General features: G+C 64.4%; 15 protein-coding genes. 10 read left to right on the top strand and 5 right to left on the bottom strand.

Annotated features, from left to right (window positions below; translation table 11 throughout):
- Window positions 1-19: 19 nt before the first annotated feature.
- Both JF290_RS17040 and JF290_RS17035 read right to left on the bottom strand, forming a co-directional pair.
- Window positions 20-1684, bottom strand: a complete 1665-nt coding sequence (locus JF290_RS17040; protein WP_199026098.1) for an amidohydrolase — start codon at window positions 1682-1684, stop codon at window positions 20-22.
- Window positions 1681-2367: a TetR/AcrR family transcriptional regulator gene (locus JF290_RS17035; protein WP_199026097.1), complete on the bottom strand. Its 687-nt coding sequence runs from the start codon at window positions 2365-2367 to the stop codon at window positions 1681-1683. The genes JF290_RS17040 and JF290_RS17035 overlap by 4 nt, the downstream gene beginning before the upstream one ends.
- Window positions 2368-2483: 116 nt before the next feature.
- On the opposite strand from JF290_RS17035, the gene JF290_RS17030 reads away from it, so the two are divergent.
- From JF290_RS17030 to JF290_RS17005, 6 genes are all read left to right on the top strand, one after another.
- Window positions 2484-3554, top strand: a complete 1071-nt coding sequence (locus JF290_RS17030) for an ABC transporter ATP-binding protein (protein WP_425503966.1) — start codon at window positions 2484-2486, stop codon at window positions 3552-3554.
- A complete protein-coding gene (locus JF290_RS17025; protein WP_199026095.1) occupies window positions 3554-4486 on the top strand; it encodes an ABC transporter permease in 933 nt (310 codons plus the stop codon). Before JF290_RS17030 ends, JF290_RS17025 begins: the two co-directional genes overlap by 1 nt.
- A 70-nt stretch (window positions 4487-4556) precedes the next feature.
- Complete coding sequence (locus JF290_RS17020) at window positions 4557-5339, top strand: ABC transporter permease (protein WP_199026190.1); 783 nt, start codon at window positions 4557-4559, stop codon at window positions 5337-5339.
- A gap of 73 nt (window positions 5340-5412) precedes the next feature.
- Window positions 5413-6435, top strand: a complete 1023-nt coding sequence (locus JF290_RS17015; RefSeq protein WP_199026094.1) for an ABC transporter substrate-binding protein — start codon at window positions 5413-5415, stop codon at window positions 6433-6435.
- A 53-nt stretch (window positions 6436-6488) separates the two neighbouring features.
- A complete protein-coding gene (locus JF290_RS17010; RefSeq protein WP_199026093.1) occupies window positions 6489-7721 on the top strand; it encodes a serine hydrolase domain-containing protein in 1233 nt (410 codons plus the stop codon).
- Window positions 7721-9142, top strand: coding sequence for an amidase (locus JF290_RS17005; RefSeq protein WP_233155490.1), 1422 nt, complete (start codon window positions 7721-7723; stop codon window positions 9140-9142). The genes JF290_RS17010 and JF290_RS17005 overlap by 1 nt, the downstream gene beginning before the upstream one ends.
- 19 nt (window positions 9143-9161) lie before the next feature.
- Here JF290_RS17005 and eno read toward each other — a convergent pair whose 3' ends face one another.
- Together eno and JF290_RS16995 are read right to left on the bottom strand one after the other, a co-directional pair.
- Entirely contained in the window at window positions 9162-10436 is a 1275-nt protein-coding gene (gene eno, locus JF290_RS17000) for a phosphopyruvate hydratase (RefSeq protein ID WP_199026091.1), read from the bottom strand.
- A gap of 66 nt (window positions 10437-10502) precedes the next feature.
- Entirely contained in the window at window positions 10503-11372 is an 870-nt protein-coding gene (locus tag JF290_RS16995; protein WP_199026090.1) for a DMT family transporter, read from the bottom strand.
- Window positions 11373-11489: 117 nt separating this feature from the next.
- Here JF290_RS16995 and JF290_RS16990 point away from each other — a divergent pair, with 117 nt between their 5' ends.
- A complete protein-coding gene (locus JF290_RS16990; protein WP_199026089.1) occupies window positions 11490-12545 on the top strand; it encodes an AbrB family transcriptional regulator in 1056 nt (351 codons plus the stop codon).
- On the opposite strand, the gene JF290_RS16985 is transcribed toward JF290_RS16990, so the two are convergent.
- Window positions 12542-12955, bottom strand: coding sequence for a Fur family transcriptional regulator (locus tag JF290_RS16985; protein WP_199026088.1), 414 nt, complete (start codon window positions 12953-12955; stop codon window positions 12542-12544). The two genes, JF290_RS16990 and JF290_RS16985, sit on opposite strands and share 4 nt — an antisense overlap.
- 136 nt (window positions 12956-13091) lie before the next feature.
- Here JF290_RS16985 and JF290_RS16980 point away from each other — a divergent pair, with 136 nt between their 5' ends.
- The 3 genes from JF290_RS16980 to JF290_RS16970 all read left to right on the top strand — a co-directional run bounded on the left by JF290_RS16980 (window position 13092) and on the right by JF290_RS16970 (window position 16712).
- Window positions 13092-14072: a sterol desaturase family protein gene (locus JF290_RS16980; RefSeq protein WP_199026087.1), complete on the top strand. Its 981-nt coding sequence runs from the start codon at window positions 13092-13094 to the stop codon at window positions 14070-14072.
- 7 nt (window positions 14073-14079) lie between these two features.
- Window positions 14080-15156 carry an acyltransferase family protein gene (locus tag JF290_RS16975; protein WP_199026086.1) on the top strand — a complete coding sequence of 359 codons (1077 nt, stop codon included), beginning with the start codon at window positions 14080-14082 and terminating at the stop codon, window positions 15154-15156.
- 269 nt (window positions 15157-15425) lie between these two features.
- Entirely contained in the window at window positions 15426-16712 is a 1287-nt protein-coding gene (locus JF290_RS16970; protein ID WP_199026085.1) for a DEAD/DEAH box helicase, read from the top strand.
- Window positions 16713-16716 lie beyond the last annotated feature (4 nt).

Genomic DNA, 16716 nt, shown 5'->3' with positions numbered 1-16716 from the left:
GGGGCCGGAGAGCGGCGGCTCAAGCCTCCCAGGTGAGCACACCCTCGCTGAAGGTCATCGCCGCACGCGCCTGACCGATCTCCTCGGCCGACTGCGCCTGAAGATCTCGATCCATCACCACGATATCGGCCAGCAATCCGGGGGCGAGACGCCCGAGCCGGTGATCCTCGTGCCCGGCAAAGGCGCCGCCAGCCGTATAGGCATGAAGGGACTGCAACAGGGTCGAAGCGTTGTGGGGATCGCCCTCCTTCCACGCCCGGCGCATCATCGCGGCCTTGACGCTGCGCATCGGATCGAGGTCAGCCACCGGCCAGTCCGACGCGAAAGCGATGGGGGTGCCCTGCGCGCGCAACGCATCAAGCGGGAATGCCCAGGGCCAACGGGCCTCGCCCACGCGGCTGAGCCAGGGTTGAAGCGGAAAATCCATCGCGCCGGGCGGGTGCGAGGGCTGCATCGACGCCACGACTCCGAGATCGCGGAAGCGCGGCAGATCCCGGGGGTTCAAAAGCTCGACATGTTCGATCCGGTGCCGAGAATCCCGCTTGCCGTTGGCCCGCTGCGCGGCCTCGAACCCGTCGAGCGTGTTGCGGATGGCTCCGTCGCCGATGGCATGCACGGCGATCTGAAACCCGCGTCGATCGGCTTCGATCGCGGCGGACCGGAACCGCTCGGGTGAGTGCAGAAGCTCACCCCGCCAGCCTGCCCGATCCGCGTAATCATCCACGAGAACGGCGGTCGAACTGTCGATGACCCCGTCCATGAACATCTTGACCCGCCGCGAGCTGAGCCGATCCGACGCGAACTCCGCACGCAGGACTTCGGCCTCGGCGAGGCTGTCGATCGCCTTGCTCGGGGTCAGGTGAAAGGGAATGTCGGTCCGGCAGATGAGGTCGCCCGCCTCTTCGATCTCGCGCAGCAGTTCAAGCTGATAGCGGTTGCCGTCCATGTTGTGCAGGCTTGTGAAGCCATAGGAAGCGCAGAGCTTCAGGCCCTCCTTCACCACGGCGATGTCCTCGGCGCGTTGCGCGGGCGTCGGCGGGAACGCAGGCTCGAGTCCGGCCAGCCCCAGGCCCTCACGTCCACCGGACGAGCGCAATTCCATCACCGGATCGAAGGCGCCGTTTTCCCGCAATTCGCCGGTGGCGAAGCCATCCTCGCCCATGACCACTTCGCTGCCGGTCGGCGTGTCCAGCCCCGACAGGATGCCCGCCTTCTTCAAAGCTGCCGTGTTGGCCCAAGCCGTGTGGTGATCGGGAGCGATGAAGATCGCCGGACGTTCGGCGAGCGCCTCGTCCAGCATCTGGCGCGTGGTCGCGATGCCGTCGCCAAACAGGTTGTAGTCGGCCTGCTTGCAGATCAGCAGCGTTTCGTCAGGGTTGTCCTTGGCATAGCGCTGCAACCTGTCGCGCAAGGCCGGCAATCCGCGCACGCCGTCAAGCTGCAGGAGCCGCAAGCCGAAGGCCCCGGCGAAGAGATGCAGGTGCGCCTCGACCAGCCCCGGCATGACCGTCGCCCCCTGAGCATCGATGCGACGCGTGTCTGGACCAGCAAGGTCCCGCATGTCGGCAGTCGACCCGACGGCCAGGATGCGACCGTCTGCGATGGCCACCGCCTCGGCGTCCGGCTTGTCCTCGTCCATCGTCAGGACGCGGCCGTTCTCGATGATGCAATCGGCCCGCGTCATCGCGCCTGTCTCGCGGACCTGAGCGGTGACGCCAGCGCAAAGCTGTCCGCGAACAGCAGGTCGACGAGCGCGCGCGAATCGGAGCGCAGGTCGTTGAAATGTTCTTCCAGAGTCATCGCATCCTCCTTGATGAATTCGAAATAGCGCGCGGTCCAACGGTCAAAGAACAGCCGCGCCAGGAACGTGTGATCGGGTTCGCCCCCGGTGCGCAGGGTCAGGTCATAGTCGCGCAGATAGGTCCGGATCAGGCGCATCAGTTCGAGGTCCGTATCGATGAACTGGCGCTGGAACTCGAGATTGGTGCGCCGGATGTTCGCCGATTCCGCATAGCGCCAGACCCGCTTGCCGGCGATTCGCATCGTATTCTCGGTAATCTCGCAAAGCAGCTCGCCGATAATCTCGGCGAAGGGCCGTCCCGAGCTGCGCGGCTTGGCCAGATGCTGCACCCGTTCGCGCGCGGCCCCTTCAAACAGAAGGGCACTCAGGATATTATCCTTTGATCCAAAGTAGTTGAACACCGTCGGCGGCGAGATTTCAGCCGCCTCGGCAATGTCGGCCATGGTGGTCGCGTCGAACCCTTTTTCGTTGAACAGCGTGCCCGCGACGCGCAGGATGTCTTGGCGGCGACGCGCCTTCTTTCGCCCACGCAACCCCGTGTCGGCCTTGCCCTTTTGCGGCGGCATGTCGGGAGAATGGGCCAAAAATTGTGCTCCGACCAAAAGTTTTTATCTTGGTAAAAATTTGTTGTTGACTAAACCGACGTTGTCAATAGCACTAATGGCAGGGACGAAATTCGGGGATGGCGGTTGAAGGCATGATCGAGATTGAACAGGTCACCAAGACATTCGGTGCAGGTGACTCGGCCTTCACCGCGCTTGACGATGTCAGCGTGACGATCGCGGAAAACGAGTTCTTCACCCTGCTCGGGCCGTCGGGCTGCGGCAAGACGACCCTGCTGCGCCTGATCGCGGGTTTCGAGCCTCCGACCATGGGCGCGATCCGGCTGGCGGGCAGCGACATATCGCGGCTTCCGCCCAACCAGCGCCCTGTGAATACCGTGTTCCAGAATTACGCGCTGTTCCCGCACATGAGCGTCGCGCAGAACATCGCTTTCGGACTCGAGATGCTGGGCAAGCCCAAAGCAGAGGTGCGCGCGACGGTGGATGACATGCTGCGTCTGGTGCAGATGGAACCGATGCGCGACCGCCGCACCAGCGAGATTTCCGGCGGCCAGCAACAACGCGTTGCCCTGGCCCGGGCCCTCGCGCCGCACCCCAAGGTGCTGCTTCTGGACGAGCCGCTTTCCGCACTCGATCTGAAACTGCGCAAGGAAATGCAGATCGAACTCAAGCGCCTGCAAAGCGAAACCGGCATCACCTTCGTCTTCGTGACCCACGATCAGGAGGAAGCACTGACCATGTCCGACCGGGTCGCGGTGATGAGCGCAGGTAAGATCCTGCAGATCGGCAAGCCGCGCGACATCTACGAACGCCCGGCCGAACGGTTCGTCGCCAATTTCATCGGCGAGTCCAATTTCCTGGATGCTACGCTTGAGAATGACACCGTCACCCTCGCCGCGGGGGGCAACTTCCCGGTCAACCGCCCAGAGGGCGTGCCCGACGGCAGGGTCAGCGTGTTGGTGCGACCCGAACACATCAGTCTTGCCACGTCCGACGGGGATCTGAGTGCCAAGGTCAGGAACGTGGTCTATTCCGGCGAGGCGACGATCGCGCATCTTGCGCTCGGCACCGGAGAGGCGATCAAGGCGCGGCTGGGCAATTCACCGCGCGGAGGCGGGCAACTGCCACCGGAAGGCAGCGAGGTGTCGCTCGCACTCGCTCCCGGTGCAATCACGGTGCTGCGCGACTGATGGCCGATACCAGTGCATATCGCCCCGGAGAGCTCGAAGCCGAATCCGAACGTGCCGAGAACCGCACCCGCTGGCTGTTGTCGCTTCCGGCGGTTCTCATCATCATCTGTTTCGCCGCCGGGCCGCTGCTGGTCATGGTGGTCTATTCTTTCCTGACGCCCGGCGACTACGGCAACGTCAAATGGGAGTTTTCGCTTGAAGGCTGGATGAACACGGTCGTGCAGCGCGACATCTTCGATGACACGCTGATGTGGGCCGACGCGCATCTGACGATCTTCTGGCGCTCCTTTTCATTGTCGATCATCACCACGGTGCTGACGTTGGTCTTTGGGCTGCCGACCGCGTGGTTCATCGCCACCCAGCCGCCGGGCCGCCGCGAATTGTGGTTGTTCCTCGTGACCGTGCCGTTCTGGAGCAACCTGCTGGTGCGCACCATCGCCATTCAGGAGTTGATCCGGAACGAAGGGGTCATCAACCTTGTCCTGCTGCGGCTGGGCATCATCGACGCGCCCCTGCAGATGATGTTCACCGACTTCGCGATCGCCTTCGGAATGACCTACGTCTTCCTGCCGCTCATGGTGCTGCCGATCTACGCCGCTGTGGACAAGCTCGATTTCCGCCTGGTCGAGGCCGCGCACGACCTCTATGCGACACGCTGGGCCGCGTTCCGCAGGGTGATCCTGCCGCTGATCAAACCGGGGATCATCGCGGGTTCGATCCTCGTCTTCATTCCGTCGCTCGGGGCCTATGTCACGCCGCGTGTGCTGGGCGGCGGCAAGAACCTGATGTTCGGCAACCTGATCGAGCTGCAATTCGGCGCCGGACGCAATTGGCCGCTCGGCGCGGCCCTGTCGCTGATGCTGATGACCGCCGTGATGATCGCGCTGATCTACTACGTCCGCGTCACCTCGCGGGAGCGCGCCGATGGTTGACGGAACGACCACCCCGACCGAGCAGCGCGCCACGACGCCGCTGCCGAGGCGCAAGGCCAAAGGCTATTCGATGCGCACCCTGCCCGGCTTTTCGATCATCGCGATCTTTACCATGGTCGTTCTCTATGCGCCAATCGCGATCCTGGTGATCTTTTCCTTCAACGAAGGTACGTCGCTGGCGATCTGGGAGGGTTTCTCGCTGCGCTGGTACAAGCAGGCCGCCGCGAACGAGGCGGTCCAGGATGCGGCCATCCGGTCGCTCTACCTGGCCTTCGTCGCGTCCTCGGTCGGCACGATCGCCGCCACCATGGCCGCGCTCGCGACCACGCGGACGCGCCGCTTTCCCGGCAAGACCATGATCTATGCCCTGATCAACCAGCCGCTGATGGTACCCGAAATCGTCACCGCCGTCGCACTGCTGATCGTCTTCGCGACGGTCAAGGTCTGGACCGGTCACACCTCGATGATCTACCTGATCGTTGCGCATACGGCCTTCTGCATCCCCTTCGCTTATCTGCCGATCCGCGCGCGTCTTGAAACCATGGACAACTCCTTCGAGACGGCGGCGCAGGACCTGTACGCCTCACGCTGGCAGGCGTTTCGCAAGGTGACGCTGCCTCTGATGTGGCCGGGCATCGTGGCCGGGCTGATGCTGGCCTTCGTCATCTCGCTCGACACCGTGGTCATCACCGAGTTCGTCAAGTCCGCCGGGCAGGAAACCCTGCCCACCTACATGCTGGGCCAGCTGCGCCGCGTGGTCACGCCCGAGGTCAACGCGATCTCGACCGTGATCCTTGCGGCGGGCGCCATTCTGGTGGCCCTGTTCTTCCGTCTCACCCACCGAAAGAGGTGACGCGCCGGACAGCGGGGCCGGCAAGACCAAAGCGAAGCAAGACCAACAACAACGATCCAACAAGGAGAAACCCATGAAACTGATGACCGTCACCGCCTCCGTTCTGGCGCTCTGCGCCGGGGGGGCGTTCGCGCAGGAACTGAACATCTACAACTGGGGCAACTACACGAACCCCAAGCTGATCGAGAAATTCGAGGCCGAGACCGGGATCAAGGTCACGATCACCGATTTCGACAGCAACGACACCGCCCTGGCCAAGGTCAAGGCCGGTGGGCATGGCTTTGACATCGTGGTGCCGACCCACACATACGTGCCGATCTGGATCAGCGAAGGGCTGCTGCTGGAAAGCCGCCCCGACCAGATGGAGAATTTCGAAAACGTGGCCGACGAGTGGGTCGACGTGCAGTGGGATCCGGGCCGGCACTACACCGTGCCCTGGCAGTGGGGCACGACCGGGGTGGTGGTCAACACCAAGTATTACGACGGCGACATCAACACCTCGGCCATCTTCCTCGATCCGCCCGAGGAGCTGGCCGGCAAGATCAACGTTGTGCCCGAAATGGGCGACGTGATGGCGCTGGCGATCCTCTATCACGGCGGCGAACCCTGCACCGGTGACAAGGAAGTGCTCAAGAAGGTGCGCGACACACTGGTCGAGGCCAAGAAGAAGTGGCTCGGCATGGACTACGGCAACCTCGAGAAATTCGCCAAGGAGGATCTCTGGGCCGGCGTGAACTGGAACGGTTCGACCTTCCGGATGCGGCTGCAGAACGAGGACATCGCCTATGGCTATCCCAAGGAAGGCTATCCCGTGTGGATGGACTCGGTCGCGGTGCTGGCCGACGCACAGAACGTCGAGGAGGCGAAAGCCTTCCAGAACTTCATCATGGAACCCGAAAACGCCGCGTTGATCTCGGAATTCGCGCGCTACGCCAACGGGATCAAAGGGTCTGAGGAATTCATGCCCGAAGACATGAAGAGCGCCCCGGAAATCGTGATCCCCGAGGAGTTGAAAGCCGCGGGCGTCTTCAACCAGACCTGCCCGCCCGACGTGCAGGAGCTCTACACGCGGATCTGGACGGACCTGCAGAAGTAACCCTGATGCGGGGCGCCCTGAACCGGGCGCCCCGTTTGCGGTTGGGACAGGCGATGCAAGACAGTTACAGGAATTCCGAACCACGGGCGCCGGTGATGCAAGGCACCCCGGTGCCGCACGAATGGCGTATCCCGGCGGCCGGCTTCGACACGCCGCCGTTCAACCGCTGGAGCTTTCAGAACATGCGTCAGCTCGCGCGCACGGCGGATGTCCGGCGCGGAGAGACGGTCTGGGACATGCCCGGCGCACATCAGGACGTCGACACCATCGCCTTTGAGGGTGCGGCGGGGCCGACCACGTGGGCCGAGATGCTCGACGCGACCTACACCGACGCGGTGTTGATCTGGCTCGACGGCCGCGTGGTGGTCGAGCAGTATTTCAACGGGATGGGTCCGCGGACCCAGCATATCGTCTTTTCTATGTCCAAGAGCCTGACCTCGACGGTCGCCGGTTGCCTGATCGCCGACGGAGTGCTGGACCCCGACGCGCCCGTGACCGAATACGAACCGGCGCTGTCGGCCTGCGGCTGGAACGGTGCGACCGTGCAGCAGGTGCTCGACATGACCACGGGAGTGGCTTTTGACGAGACCTATGACGATCCGAGGGCGGAAGTCTGGAAGCTCGACATCGCCGCCGGGCTGCGCCCGCCACCCACGGACATGGCGGTCGAGGACGTGCCCGACACGATTCGCGACCTGATCCTGATGCTCAGGCGGACCGAGGCCGCACATGGCGATCGCTTCGCCTATCGATCGATCGAAACCGAACTGCTCTCGACCGTGATGGAGGCCGCAACCGGCCAGCAATTCGTGCCGATGATGTCCGATCGGCTCTGGGCGCCGATGGGTGCGGCCGAGGACGGGTTCTTCGTCGTCGATACGGCGGGCTTCGCCATGTCCGATGGCGGATTCAACGCCACCCTGCGCGACATGGCCCGCTTCGGTCGGCTGATGCTCGAAGACGGTCTGCGCGACGGGCGTCAAATCATCCCGAAAACCTGGATCGAGGATGTCAGGCGCGGCGACCACGGGCTGTTCAACCGCGAAGGGCGCGACCTGTTCCCGAACGGGCTCTACCGCAACATGTTCTGGATTCCCGACCGTGACCGCCCCGCCCATTTGTGTCTGGGCATCCACGGCCAGCACATACTGGTCGATCCCGAGCGCGCGCTTGTCGCGGTCAAGCTGTCGAGCTGGCCGGTCGCGCTGGCCGAGCAACCTCACCTCGGCGACTGGCTGGCGGGCGTGGACGCCGTCGCGGCCGCACATGGGCATGGAGCGACATGATGAGCGAAGACCTTCTCTACCTCACCGCAACCGAGGCGTTGAAACGGTTCGCGGACAAGACGCTGTCCCCAGTGGAGCTGCTCGACGCGCAGATCGCGCGGGCCGAAGCGACGGCGGACAGCATCAACGCCTTTACCTACACCCATTTCGATGAGGCACGGGAGTCAGCGAAGGCCAGTGAGGCACGCTGGGTCAAAGGCGCGCCCGCGGGTTGCCTCGACGGCCTTCCGGTCGCGATCAAGGACGAAAGCTATATCGCCGGCAAGCCGACGTCGGGCGGGTCGCTGATCCTCAAGGACTTCGTGGCCGAGACCACCTCGCCGATGAATGAACGCATCCTGAACGAGGGCGCGATCGTTCATGCACGCACGGCGACTCCTGAATTTTCCTGCGCGGGGATCACATGGTCGCGCCTCTGGGGCGTGACCCGCAACCCATGGAACACGCAGATGACGCCAGGGGGCTCCTCCGGCGGATCGGCGGCGTCGCTGGCGCTTGGAACGTCATCTCTGGCGACCGGATCCGATATCGGCGGCTCGATCCGGATCCCGGCGTCCTGTTGCGGGCTGGTAGGATACAAGCCGCCCTACGGTCGCAATCCGGACGATCCGCCCTTCAACCTCGATTTCTATTGCCATACCGGTCCACTGGCACGTTCCGTCAGCGATGCGATCCTGTTGCAGAACATCATGTGCGGTCCGCATCCTCTTGATATCGCGACGCTCTATCCAAAGCTCACGCTGCCGACCCGGTATCCCGACATCAAGGGCTGGAAGATCGCCCTGTCGCTGGATCTCGGCAGCTACACGCTGGACGAGGATGTGCGCCGCAACACGCTGGCGGCGGCGGACCTGTTCCGCGATCTCGGCGCGACCGTCGAAGAGGTCGATATCGGTTGGGGTCCCGAGATTCTCGACGCCTGCATGGATTACCTGACCCATCTCTTCGGCGGCGCCCTGGCCGGCGAACTGGAAGAACACGGCGATCTGATGACCAGTTATTGCCGCGACTTCGCCGAAAAGGCCATGGGATCCTCGGCACAGACCTTCGTCGGCAGTCTTGAAACCGCGGGGCAGGCCTATCTCAAGCTGGGGCCGCTGCTCGAGCGGTACGATTGCCTGATCTGCCCGACAAATGCCCTGCCCGCGGTGCCGGCGGATTTCGATCCGTCGCGTGACAAGGTGGAGGTCTCGGGGCGCCAGGTCCGCCCCGAACTGGGCTGGGTCATGACCACGCCGTTCAACATGATGAGCCGCTGCCCGGTGATCTCGGTGCCGTCAGGCTTTGCCGCGAATGGCGTGCCGACCGGCTTGCAGATCATCGCCCCGACCTATCGTGACGAGATCGCGATGCAGGCTGCCATGGCGTACGAGACCGCCTGCGGAGGGTGGTTCGGAAACGGCCAGCGCCCCACGATCTGAACGCAGGGCCCTTGCGCGATCACCTGAGGATCGAGCGGCCCGCGTATTCCGCCGTTTCACCGAGGGATTCCTCGATGCGGATCAGCTGGTTGTATTTCGCCAGCCGGTCCGACCGCGCCAGCGAACCGGTCTTGATCTGACCGCAATTTGTGGCGACCGCCAGATCGGCGATGGTCGCGTCCTCGGTCTCGCCCGAACGGTGACTCATGACGTTGGTATAGCCCGCGCGATGGGCCATATCGACGGCCTTCAGAGTTTCCGTCAGGCTGCCGATCTGGTTGACCTTGACCAGCATCGAGTTGGCGCATCCGCGCGCGATGCCTTCGGCCAGCCGCTTGGGGTTTGTCACGAAGAGATCGTCACCGACCAGTTGCACCTTGCTGCCCAACGTTTCGGTCAGGGCTTGCCAGCCTTCCCAGTCATCCTCGGACATGCCGTCCTCGATGGAAATAATCGGATAGTCGGCGACCAAGGCAGCCAGATAGGCGGCGTTCTCTTCCGAACTCAACGTCTTGCCCTCGCCCGACAGCACGTAGGAGCCGTCGCGGTAATATTCGGTCGCAGCGCAATCCAGGGCCAGGTAGATATCCGCGCCCGGCTTGTAACCGGCCTTCTCGATCGACTTCAGCACGAAATCCAGCGCCTCGCGGGTGCTGGCGATGTTGGGAGCAAAGCCGCCCTCGTCACCGATCCCCGTGGACAGACCCGCTGCCGACAGCTCCTTCTTGAGCGTATGGAACACCTCGGCGCCCATGCGCACCGCGTCGCGCATGGTCTCGGCCGAAACCGGCATGATCATGAATTCCTGGATGTCGATGGGGTTGTCGGCGTGTTCACCGCCGTTGATGATGTTCATCATCGGGACCGGCAGCACGCGCGCCGAGGTGCCGCCGACATAGCGAAACAGCGGCTGCGTCGTGAAATCCGCCGCCGCCTTGGCCACCGCTAGCGACACGCCCAGGATCGCATTGGCGCCAAGGCGACCCTTGTTCTCGGTGCCGTCCAGTTCGATCATCGCCCCGTCGATGGCGACCTGTTCGGTCGCGTCATAGCCGACCAGTTCGTCGGCGATTTCGCCGTTCACCGCGGCAACCGCCTCCAGAACGCCTTTGCCCATGTAGCGCGCGGCGTCGCCGTCGCGCTTTTCCACCGCCTCGTAGGCGCCGGTCGAGGCACCGGAGGGCACGGCGGCGCGGCCCATCGTCCCATCTTCGAGAATCACGTCCACTTCGACAGTGGGGTTTCCCCGGCTGTCCAGGATTTCGCGTGCGTGGATGTCGATGATGGTGCTCATGGCGGGTATCCCTCGAAGCTGGTTTGCCAGCGTCATAGCGGCCCGATCCCGCAAGGGAAAGGGGCGCTAGGCGACAGCCCGCTGTTTGCGTTCGCGCCAGACGGTGAAGATGCCCGAGGCCACGATGATGGCCGACCCGACCAGCATCGGAAGATCAGGGGATTCCCCGAAGACGAAAATCCCGACCACCAGGGCAAAGACCATCCGGCTGTAGCGGAACGGTGTGACGAACGAGACCTCGCCAACACGCATCGCGGCGACGATGGCATAATAGGCCGCGACCGCCATCAGGATCGAGGCCAGGATCATCGCCCAGAGCGCCGGCGTCGGTGGCACGAAAGCCTGCGCGCTGAACAGCGACAGCACCCCGGCGGTCGGAACCAGGGTCAGGAAGGCGAGAAAGCTCAACTGGAAGGACGAGACCTCGCGCGGGACGCGCCGTGTCGCCAGATCACGGAAAGCAAGGCCGACCACGCCCAACACCGCGAAGAGAGACAACGGATCGAACGCCGCCATCCCCGGGCGAATGATGATCAGCACACCGATGAACCCGGCGAGAATCGCGCTCCACCGGCGCCAGCCGACCGGGTCCCCCAGGAACAGCGCCGCGCCCAGTGTCACCGCCAGCGGCGTCGCCTGCAGGATCGCCGAGGCGCTCGAGATCGGTGTCAACGCGATGGCCGTGACGAAGCCGACCGTACCGACGAGTTCGCCGAAATTGCGCAGCAGCACGACCGGGCTGATCGCAGCGCGCGGGAACAGCGCCTGCCCGCGCCAGCGGGTCAGCAGCGCGAAGACGCTCGCCCCGCCGATTCCCATCAGTCCGATGATCTGCCATGTCGGCAAAGCCCCGGCCATCAGCTTGATGATCATGTCCTCGATGGCGAAACCGAGCATCGCGAGCGTCATCAGCGCGGCCCCGCGCAGATTGTCCATGTCGGCCTCACCTGAAAGAAAAGGTTGTTGCGGCGGCTCTGCCCGAAACGTCGCCGGACTGCAAGCGCGCATCCCTGTCCGATTGAAGCCGTTGCGCTGGCCGTGCTAGTCACGCGCATGTCCGCAGACCAAGACCGCGCGCCCCTGACCGTCACCGCTCTGACCGTGTTGATCGGCGCGCTCGGTGCGGCGAGCGCCTACGCCCTTTCCCTGCCCGCATGGATCCTGCTGGGTCCGGCGCTGCTGGTCAGCCTGGCCGCGCTTGGCGGGCTGCGGCTTGCCATTGCGGACCCGGTGCGCGACGCCTGTTTCGTGATCCTCGGACTGGCGATCGGCGCGGGCTTCGACCCTGCCGCCAGCGGCGCCATGCTGCGCTGGCCGATGGCCTTCGTCGTTCTGGCGGTGATGCTGGTCGTGACGATGGTGATCTGCCGGGCGATCCTGTTGCGCGGATTCGGCTTCGATGCACGCAGCGCGGCTCTGGCCGCAGCCCCCGGACACCTGAGCTTCGTGCTCGGCATGGCGGCCGACCTGCGGATGAACGTCGGACGGATCGCGGTCGTCCAGTCCATCCGGCTGCTGTTCCTGACACTCTCGGTGCCCTTCATCGCGCAGGCATTGGGTTATGACTTCTCGTCCATCAGCCTGTCGGACAGCCCGCCGATGCGCCTGCCGGTGCTGGTGGGGCTGGCTCTCGCCTCGCTGCTCGTGGGTGCACTCTTTCGCAAACTTCGCCTGCCCGCGCCGCTTCTGATGGCGGCGATGGCCGTTTCGGCTCTGGGTCACATCGGCGACTGGACCCCCGGATCCGTGCCGAACGTCCTACAGTGGCCCGCGCTGATGATCCTCGGCACGCTGATCGGCACACGGTTCAGCGGCATGAGCCGCGCCCAGTTCACCGCCTCGCTGATGGCGGGCATTTCGACGACCTTCGTGTCGGTCGCGGTCGCGAGCCTTGCGGCGATCCCGGTCGCAATGGCTTTGGGGATGCCGGCGGCGCATGTGCTTGCGGCCTTCTCTCCCGGCGGTCTCGAAACAATGGTCGCTCTCGGGGCGACGATGGGTGCAAGCCCGGGCTTCGTCGCCGCGTGCCACGTGGCGCGGCTGCTGATCCTGGTGGTTCTGATCCCGCTCTTCGTCGGACGCGCACGGTCGGACGTGGCGCCGTCCTAACCCTTGCGCTTGGGCACGCCGTAGAGTTCGAGCCTGTGGCCGCGCAGCTCATAGCCCAGCTTCGCCGCGATCCTTTCCTGCAACTCCTCGATCTCCGGATCGACGAACTCGATCACTTCGCCCGAGTTCATGTCGATCAGGTGGTCGTGATGGTCCCGCTCCGCATCCTCGTAGCGCGCCCGACCATCACCGAATTCCAGCCGGTCGAGAATCCCCGCCTCCTCGAACAGCTTGACCGTGCGATAGACCGTCGCGATCGAGATGCCGGAATCCTGTGCGCTCGCGCGGGCATAGAGTTCCTCGACGTCCGGATGGTCCTGGCTGTCCTCCAACACTTGCGCGATTACGCGGCGCTGGCCTGTCATGCGCAAACCCTTGGCTTCGCAGCGGGCTATGATCGGTCTCGGCATCGCTGTCCTTCCGTCGGGTCTCGGTGGCGAGGGTCTAGCCGATTTGAACCGGCAGGAAAAGGCACGGCCCGGTCATATTGATGCCCGAAAAACCGGTTAGCACCGGGAAAAGACCCAGTCCGACCGAGGCACTCACATGATGGAAACCGCGCAGACCGCACTCGTCGCCCTCTGGCAGGAAGGATTTGGATCGGGCAGCCGCCTGTGGCCGCTCTACCTGTTGAGTACGCTGCTGATCGCCTTCGTGATCCATCGCCGACGGCGGGTCGACGCGGCCTTCCTCGCCTGGCTCATGCCGCGTACGATCTGGACGCATCCCTCGCACCTGGTCGATATCAAGCTCTTCGTTTTCTCCAAGCTTCTATCGGTGATCGGATTGTTCCAGATCGTCGCCGTCGCAGCTGGGCTGGCCTCGCTGGTCGCAGACCTCTTTCCCGTGCGCCCTGCCGCGCCGCCGCCGCATCCGCTGGTCGTCGCCGCCCTATTGCTGATCGTCGGCGATTTCGCGACCTACTGGGTGCACCGCATCCACCACGAGATGCGTGTTCTCTGGCCGTTTCACGCGGTGCATCATTCGGCCGAGGTGATGACCCCGATCACCGCTTATCGCAAGCACCCGGTTTACGATCTGACCAAGACCCTTGTGCATGGCACGCTGCTCGGACTGCTGCAGGGCTGCCTTGTCGGCCTGTTTGCCGGCGGCGTCGGCGTGGGGCTGCTGATGGGCGTCAATGCGGGCTACTTCCTGTTCAACATGCTGGGCTCGAACTTCCGTCACAGCCATGTTCATCTCGGCTATGGCCGGGTTCTCGAACATTTGCTGATCTCGCCCGCTCAACACCAGATCCATCATTCCATCGCACCGGAACACCACAACAGGAACTACGGCGAGGTTCTGGCCATCTGGGATTGGATCTTTGGCACGCTCTGCCTGTCGCGGTCGGAGGAACGGCTCGAGTTCGGACTGGGCGATCGTCTCGGCGCGCGCGTGCCGCAGCCCCATGACAGCCTGGCCGCCGCGCTGATCCTGCCGCTGCGCGACAGCGTCAAGCAGCTGCGAAAGCTCTTCCGTGGCGAATCCCGGACCGCGAAACATCCCGTCACACCGGCAGAGTGAGCGCAGGATGAACGCAGCCCTTTCCACCTATCTGAACCTTCTGCGTCTTGTCGCGGCGCTTGTCGTCGTGCTGTCGCATTTCGCCTATCCGCGCTTCACCGACGGTGACTGGCTTTGGGTGCGCGAACTCAATCTCGGCTCGGATGCGGTGGTGGTGTTCTTCGTGCTGTCGGGCTTCGTGATCAGCCTGACCGCCGCCCAAAAGGACCATACCCTCGGCGCCTTCGCCTTCGCCCGGGCGAGCCGGCTGATCTCTGTCGCACTGCCGGCGCTTCTGCTGGGCTGGGTGCTCGATCAGTGGGGCGCGGCCAAAGCGCCCGGCGACTATGCGGTCCCGTTCTACAACCCACTGCCCCTGTGGGAGCAGGTGCTGCGCGGGCTCAGCTTCACGAACGAATGGGGCGGCCTGGCGACAAGGCTCGGCAGCAACGGCCCCTACTGGTCGCTGAGCTACGAAGCGGCCTACTACGCGCTTTTCGCGGTGGGCTTCTACCTTTCCGGCCCCCGGCGCGGTGTTCTGCTGCTGTCAGGCGCGCTGTTGGTCGGCATCAACATCCTGCTGTTGATGCCGGCCTGGCTGATGGGGGTTTGGGTCTATCGCCGGTTGGCGCACGGCCATGTGTTGCGCGATGCGACCGCGGTTCTCTTTGCCGTGCTGCCTGTGCTGCTTTACCTGCTGGCGTTACGCTTCGCCCTGCCGGAAGTCCTGCGACTGCATCTGCAGCCGCATCTGTCCGCCCATGCGCTGCGATATTCCGATGAATACCTGTGGAACGCCCTGCTGGGCGGAATGGTCGGCATCCATCTGCTCGGAGTTGCGCAGTTGCTGCGCGGCATCGACCTCGATTGGGCCGAACGTCCTGTCGCCTGGCTGGCGGGGGCCAGTTTCTCGATCTACCTCATTCACTATCCTTTACTTCAAGCCCTTCACGCGGCCCGGCCCGACCTGTCCCACGCCGGTCTCTTCGGCCTCACACTGTTCGGCTGTTTCGCGTTCGCGCAGCTTTTCGAAAGGCCACTCGCCCTGTGGCGCAGACTGGCACTTGCGACGGTCCACGGGCGTGCCGCGCCGGTCACGGGTTGACTTGCCGGGCGAAAACGACCATCTGACCCTCAAGCGTTGTCTTCTGCCGCGTGAGCAGAACAGACCACGAGCGGTCAACCCGCTCGGCCAGAAAGTGGCCCGACTGAAAGACAGCGATACCGTGTTCCCAAAATCACGCGTGGGGCCAAAGCGCAGGACCAGTCCGCCCGGCATGTTGCCGCCGGACCCAGAGGACCCGCGCCCCCGAATGGCCGCCATGATGCGGCCGCTGTATCGGCCTGCGGATTGCAGGTCCGAAAGGATATGACTTGAGCGACTTCGACATGATGGACCTGCCCGCCTCGCTGGTGGCACGGCTGACGAAAATGGGGATCACCGATCCCACCCCGATCCAGAAACAGGCGATCCCACATGCGCTGAACGGGCGCGACGTGATGGGGCTGGCCCAGACCGGCACCGGCAAGACGGCCGCCTTCGGTCTGCCGCTGGTGACGCGGATGCTGGAATTCGGCAAGAAGCCGGAGAAATACACCGTGCGCGGTCTGGTGCTTGCGCCAACCCGCGAACTGGCCGGACAGATCGCCGAAAACCTGCGCGCGATGACCGAAGGCACGCCGCTCAAGGTCGGCATGGTCGTGGGCGGCCAATCGATCAACGCCCAGATCAGCCGGCTGGAACGTGGCACCGATCTTCTGGTCGCCACGCCCGGTCGCCTGCTCGACCTGTTGGATCGGCGCGCACTGACGTTGGAACACTGCGCCTTCCTGGTGCTGGACGAGGCCGACCAGATGCTCGATCTCGGCTTCATCCACGCCTTGCGCAAGATCGCGGCGCTGCTGCCGAAGGAGCGCCAGACGATGCTGTTTTCGGCCACCATGCCCAAGCAGATGAACGAGATCGCCAACAGCTATCTCGACCGTCCGATCCGGGTCGAAGTGACGCCGCCGGGCAAGGCCGCCGACAAGGTGACGCAGGAAGTGCACTTCATCGCCAAGGCCGAGAAGCTGGGCCTCCTGACCGAGTTGCTGGACAAGCACCGTGACGAACGCGCGCTGGTCTTCGGACGCACCAAGCATGGCTCAGAGAAACTGATGAAAACGCTCGAGAAGCGCGGCTTTGCCGCCGCCTCGATCCACGGCAACAAGAGCCAGGGACAGCGCGACCGCGCCATCGCCGCCTTCAAGGCGGGCGACATCAAGGTGCTCGTCGCCACCGACGTGGCAGCGCGCGGGCTCGACATTCCGGACGTCAAGCATGTCTACAACTACGACCTGCCAAACGTGCCCGACAATTACGTGCACCGCATCGGGCGTACTGCGCGGGCGGGCAAGGACGGGGCTGCCATCGCCTTTTGCGCCCCCGACGAGATGGGCGAGTTCAAGGCCATCCAGAAAACGATGGGCACACGCATCCCCGTGGCCTCCGGTCGCCCGTGGGAGCCGATCGAGGAAGAGTCCAAGCCCAAGCGCGGTGGCGGGCGCCCGGGCGGCGGCGGTGGGCAGCGACGCGGCGCCGCTTCGAGCGCGAAACCGGCCGGCGGCGGTCGTCGGCGGCGGCGTGGGGGGGCCGGCGGCGGGCAACGCTCCGCGGCCTGATCGA

The sequence above is a fragment of the Sedimentitalea arenosa genome (genome assembly GCF_016428585.1).
GTDB lineage: Bacteria > Pseudomonadota > Alphaproteobacteria > Rhodobacterales > Rhodobacteraceae > Sedimentitalea > Sedimentitalea arenosa.
The sequence above is the reverse complement of the archived record's forward strand: the minus strand, read 5'-3'. Positions and strand labels throughout refer to the sequence as shown.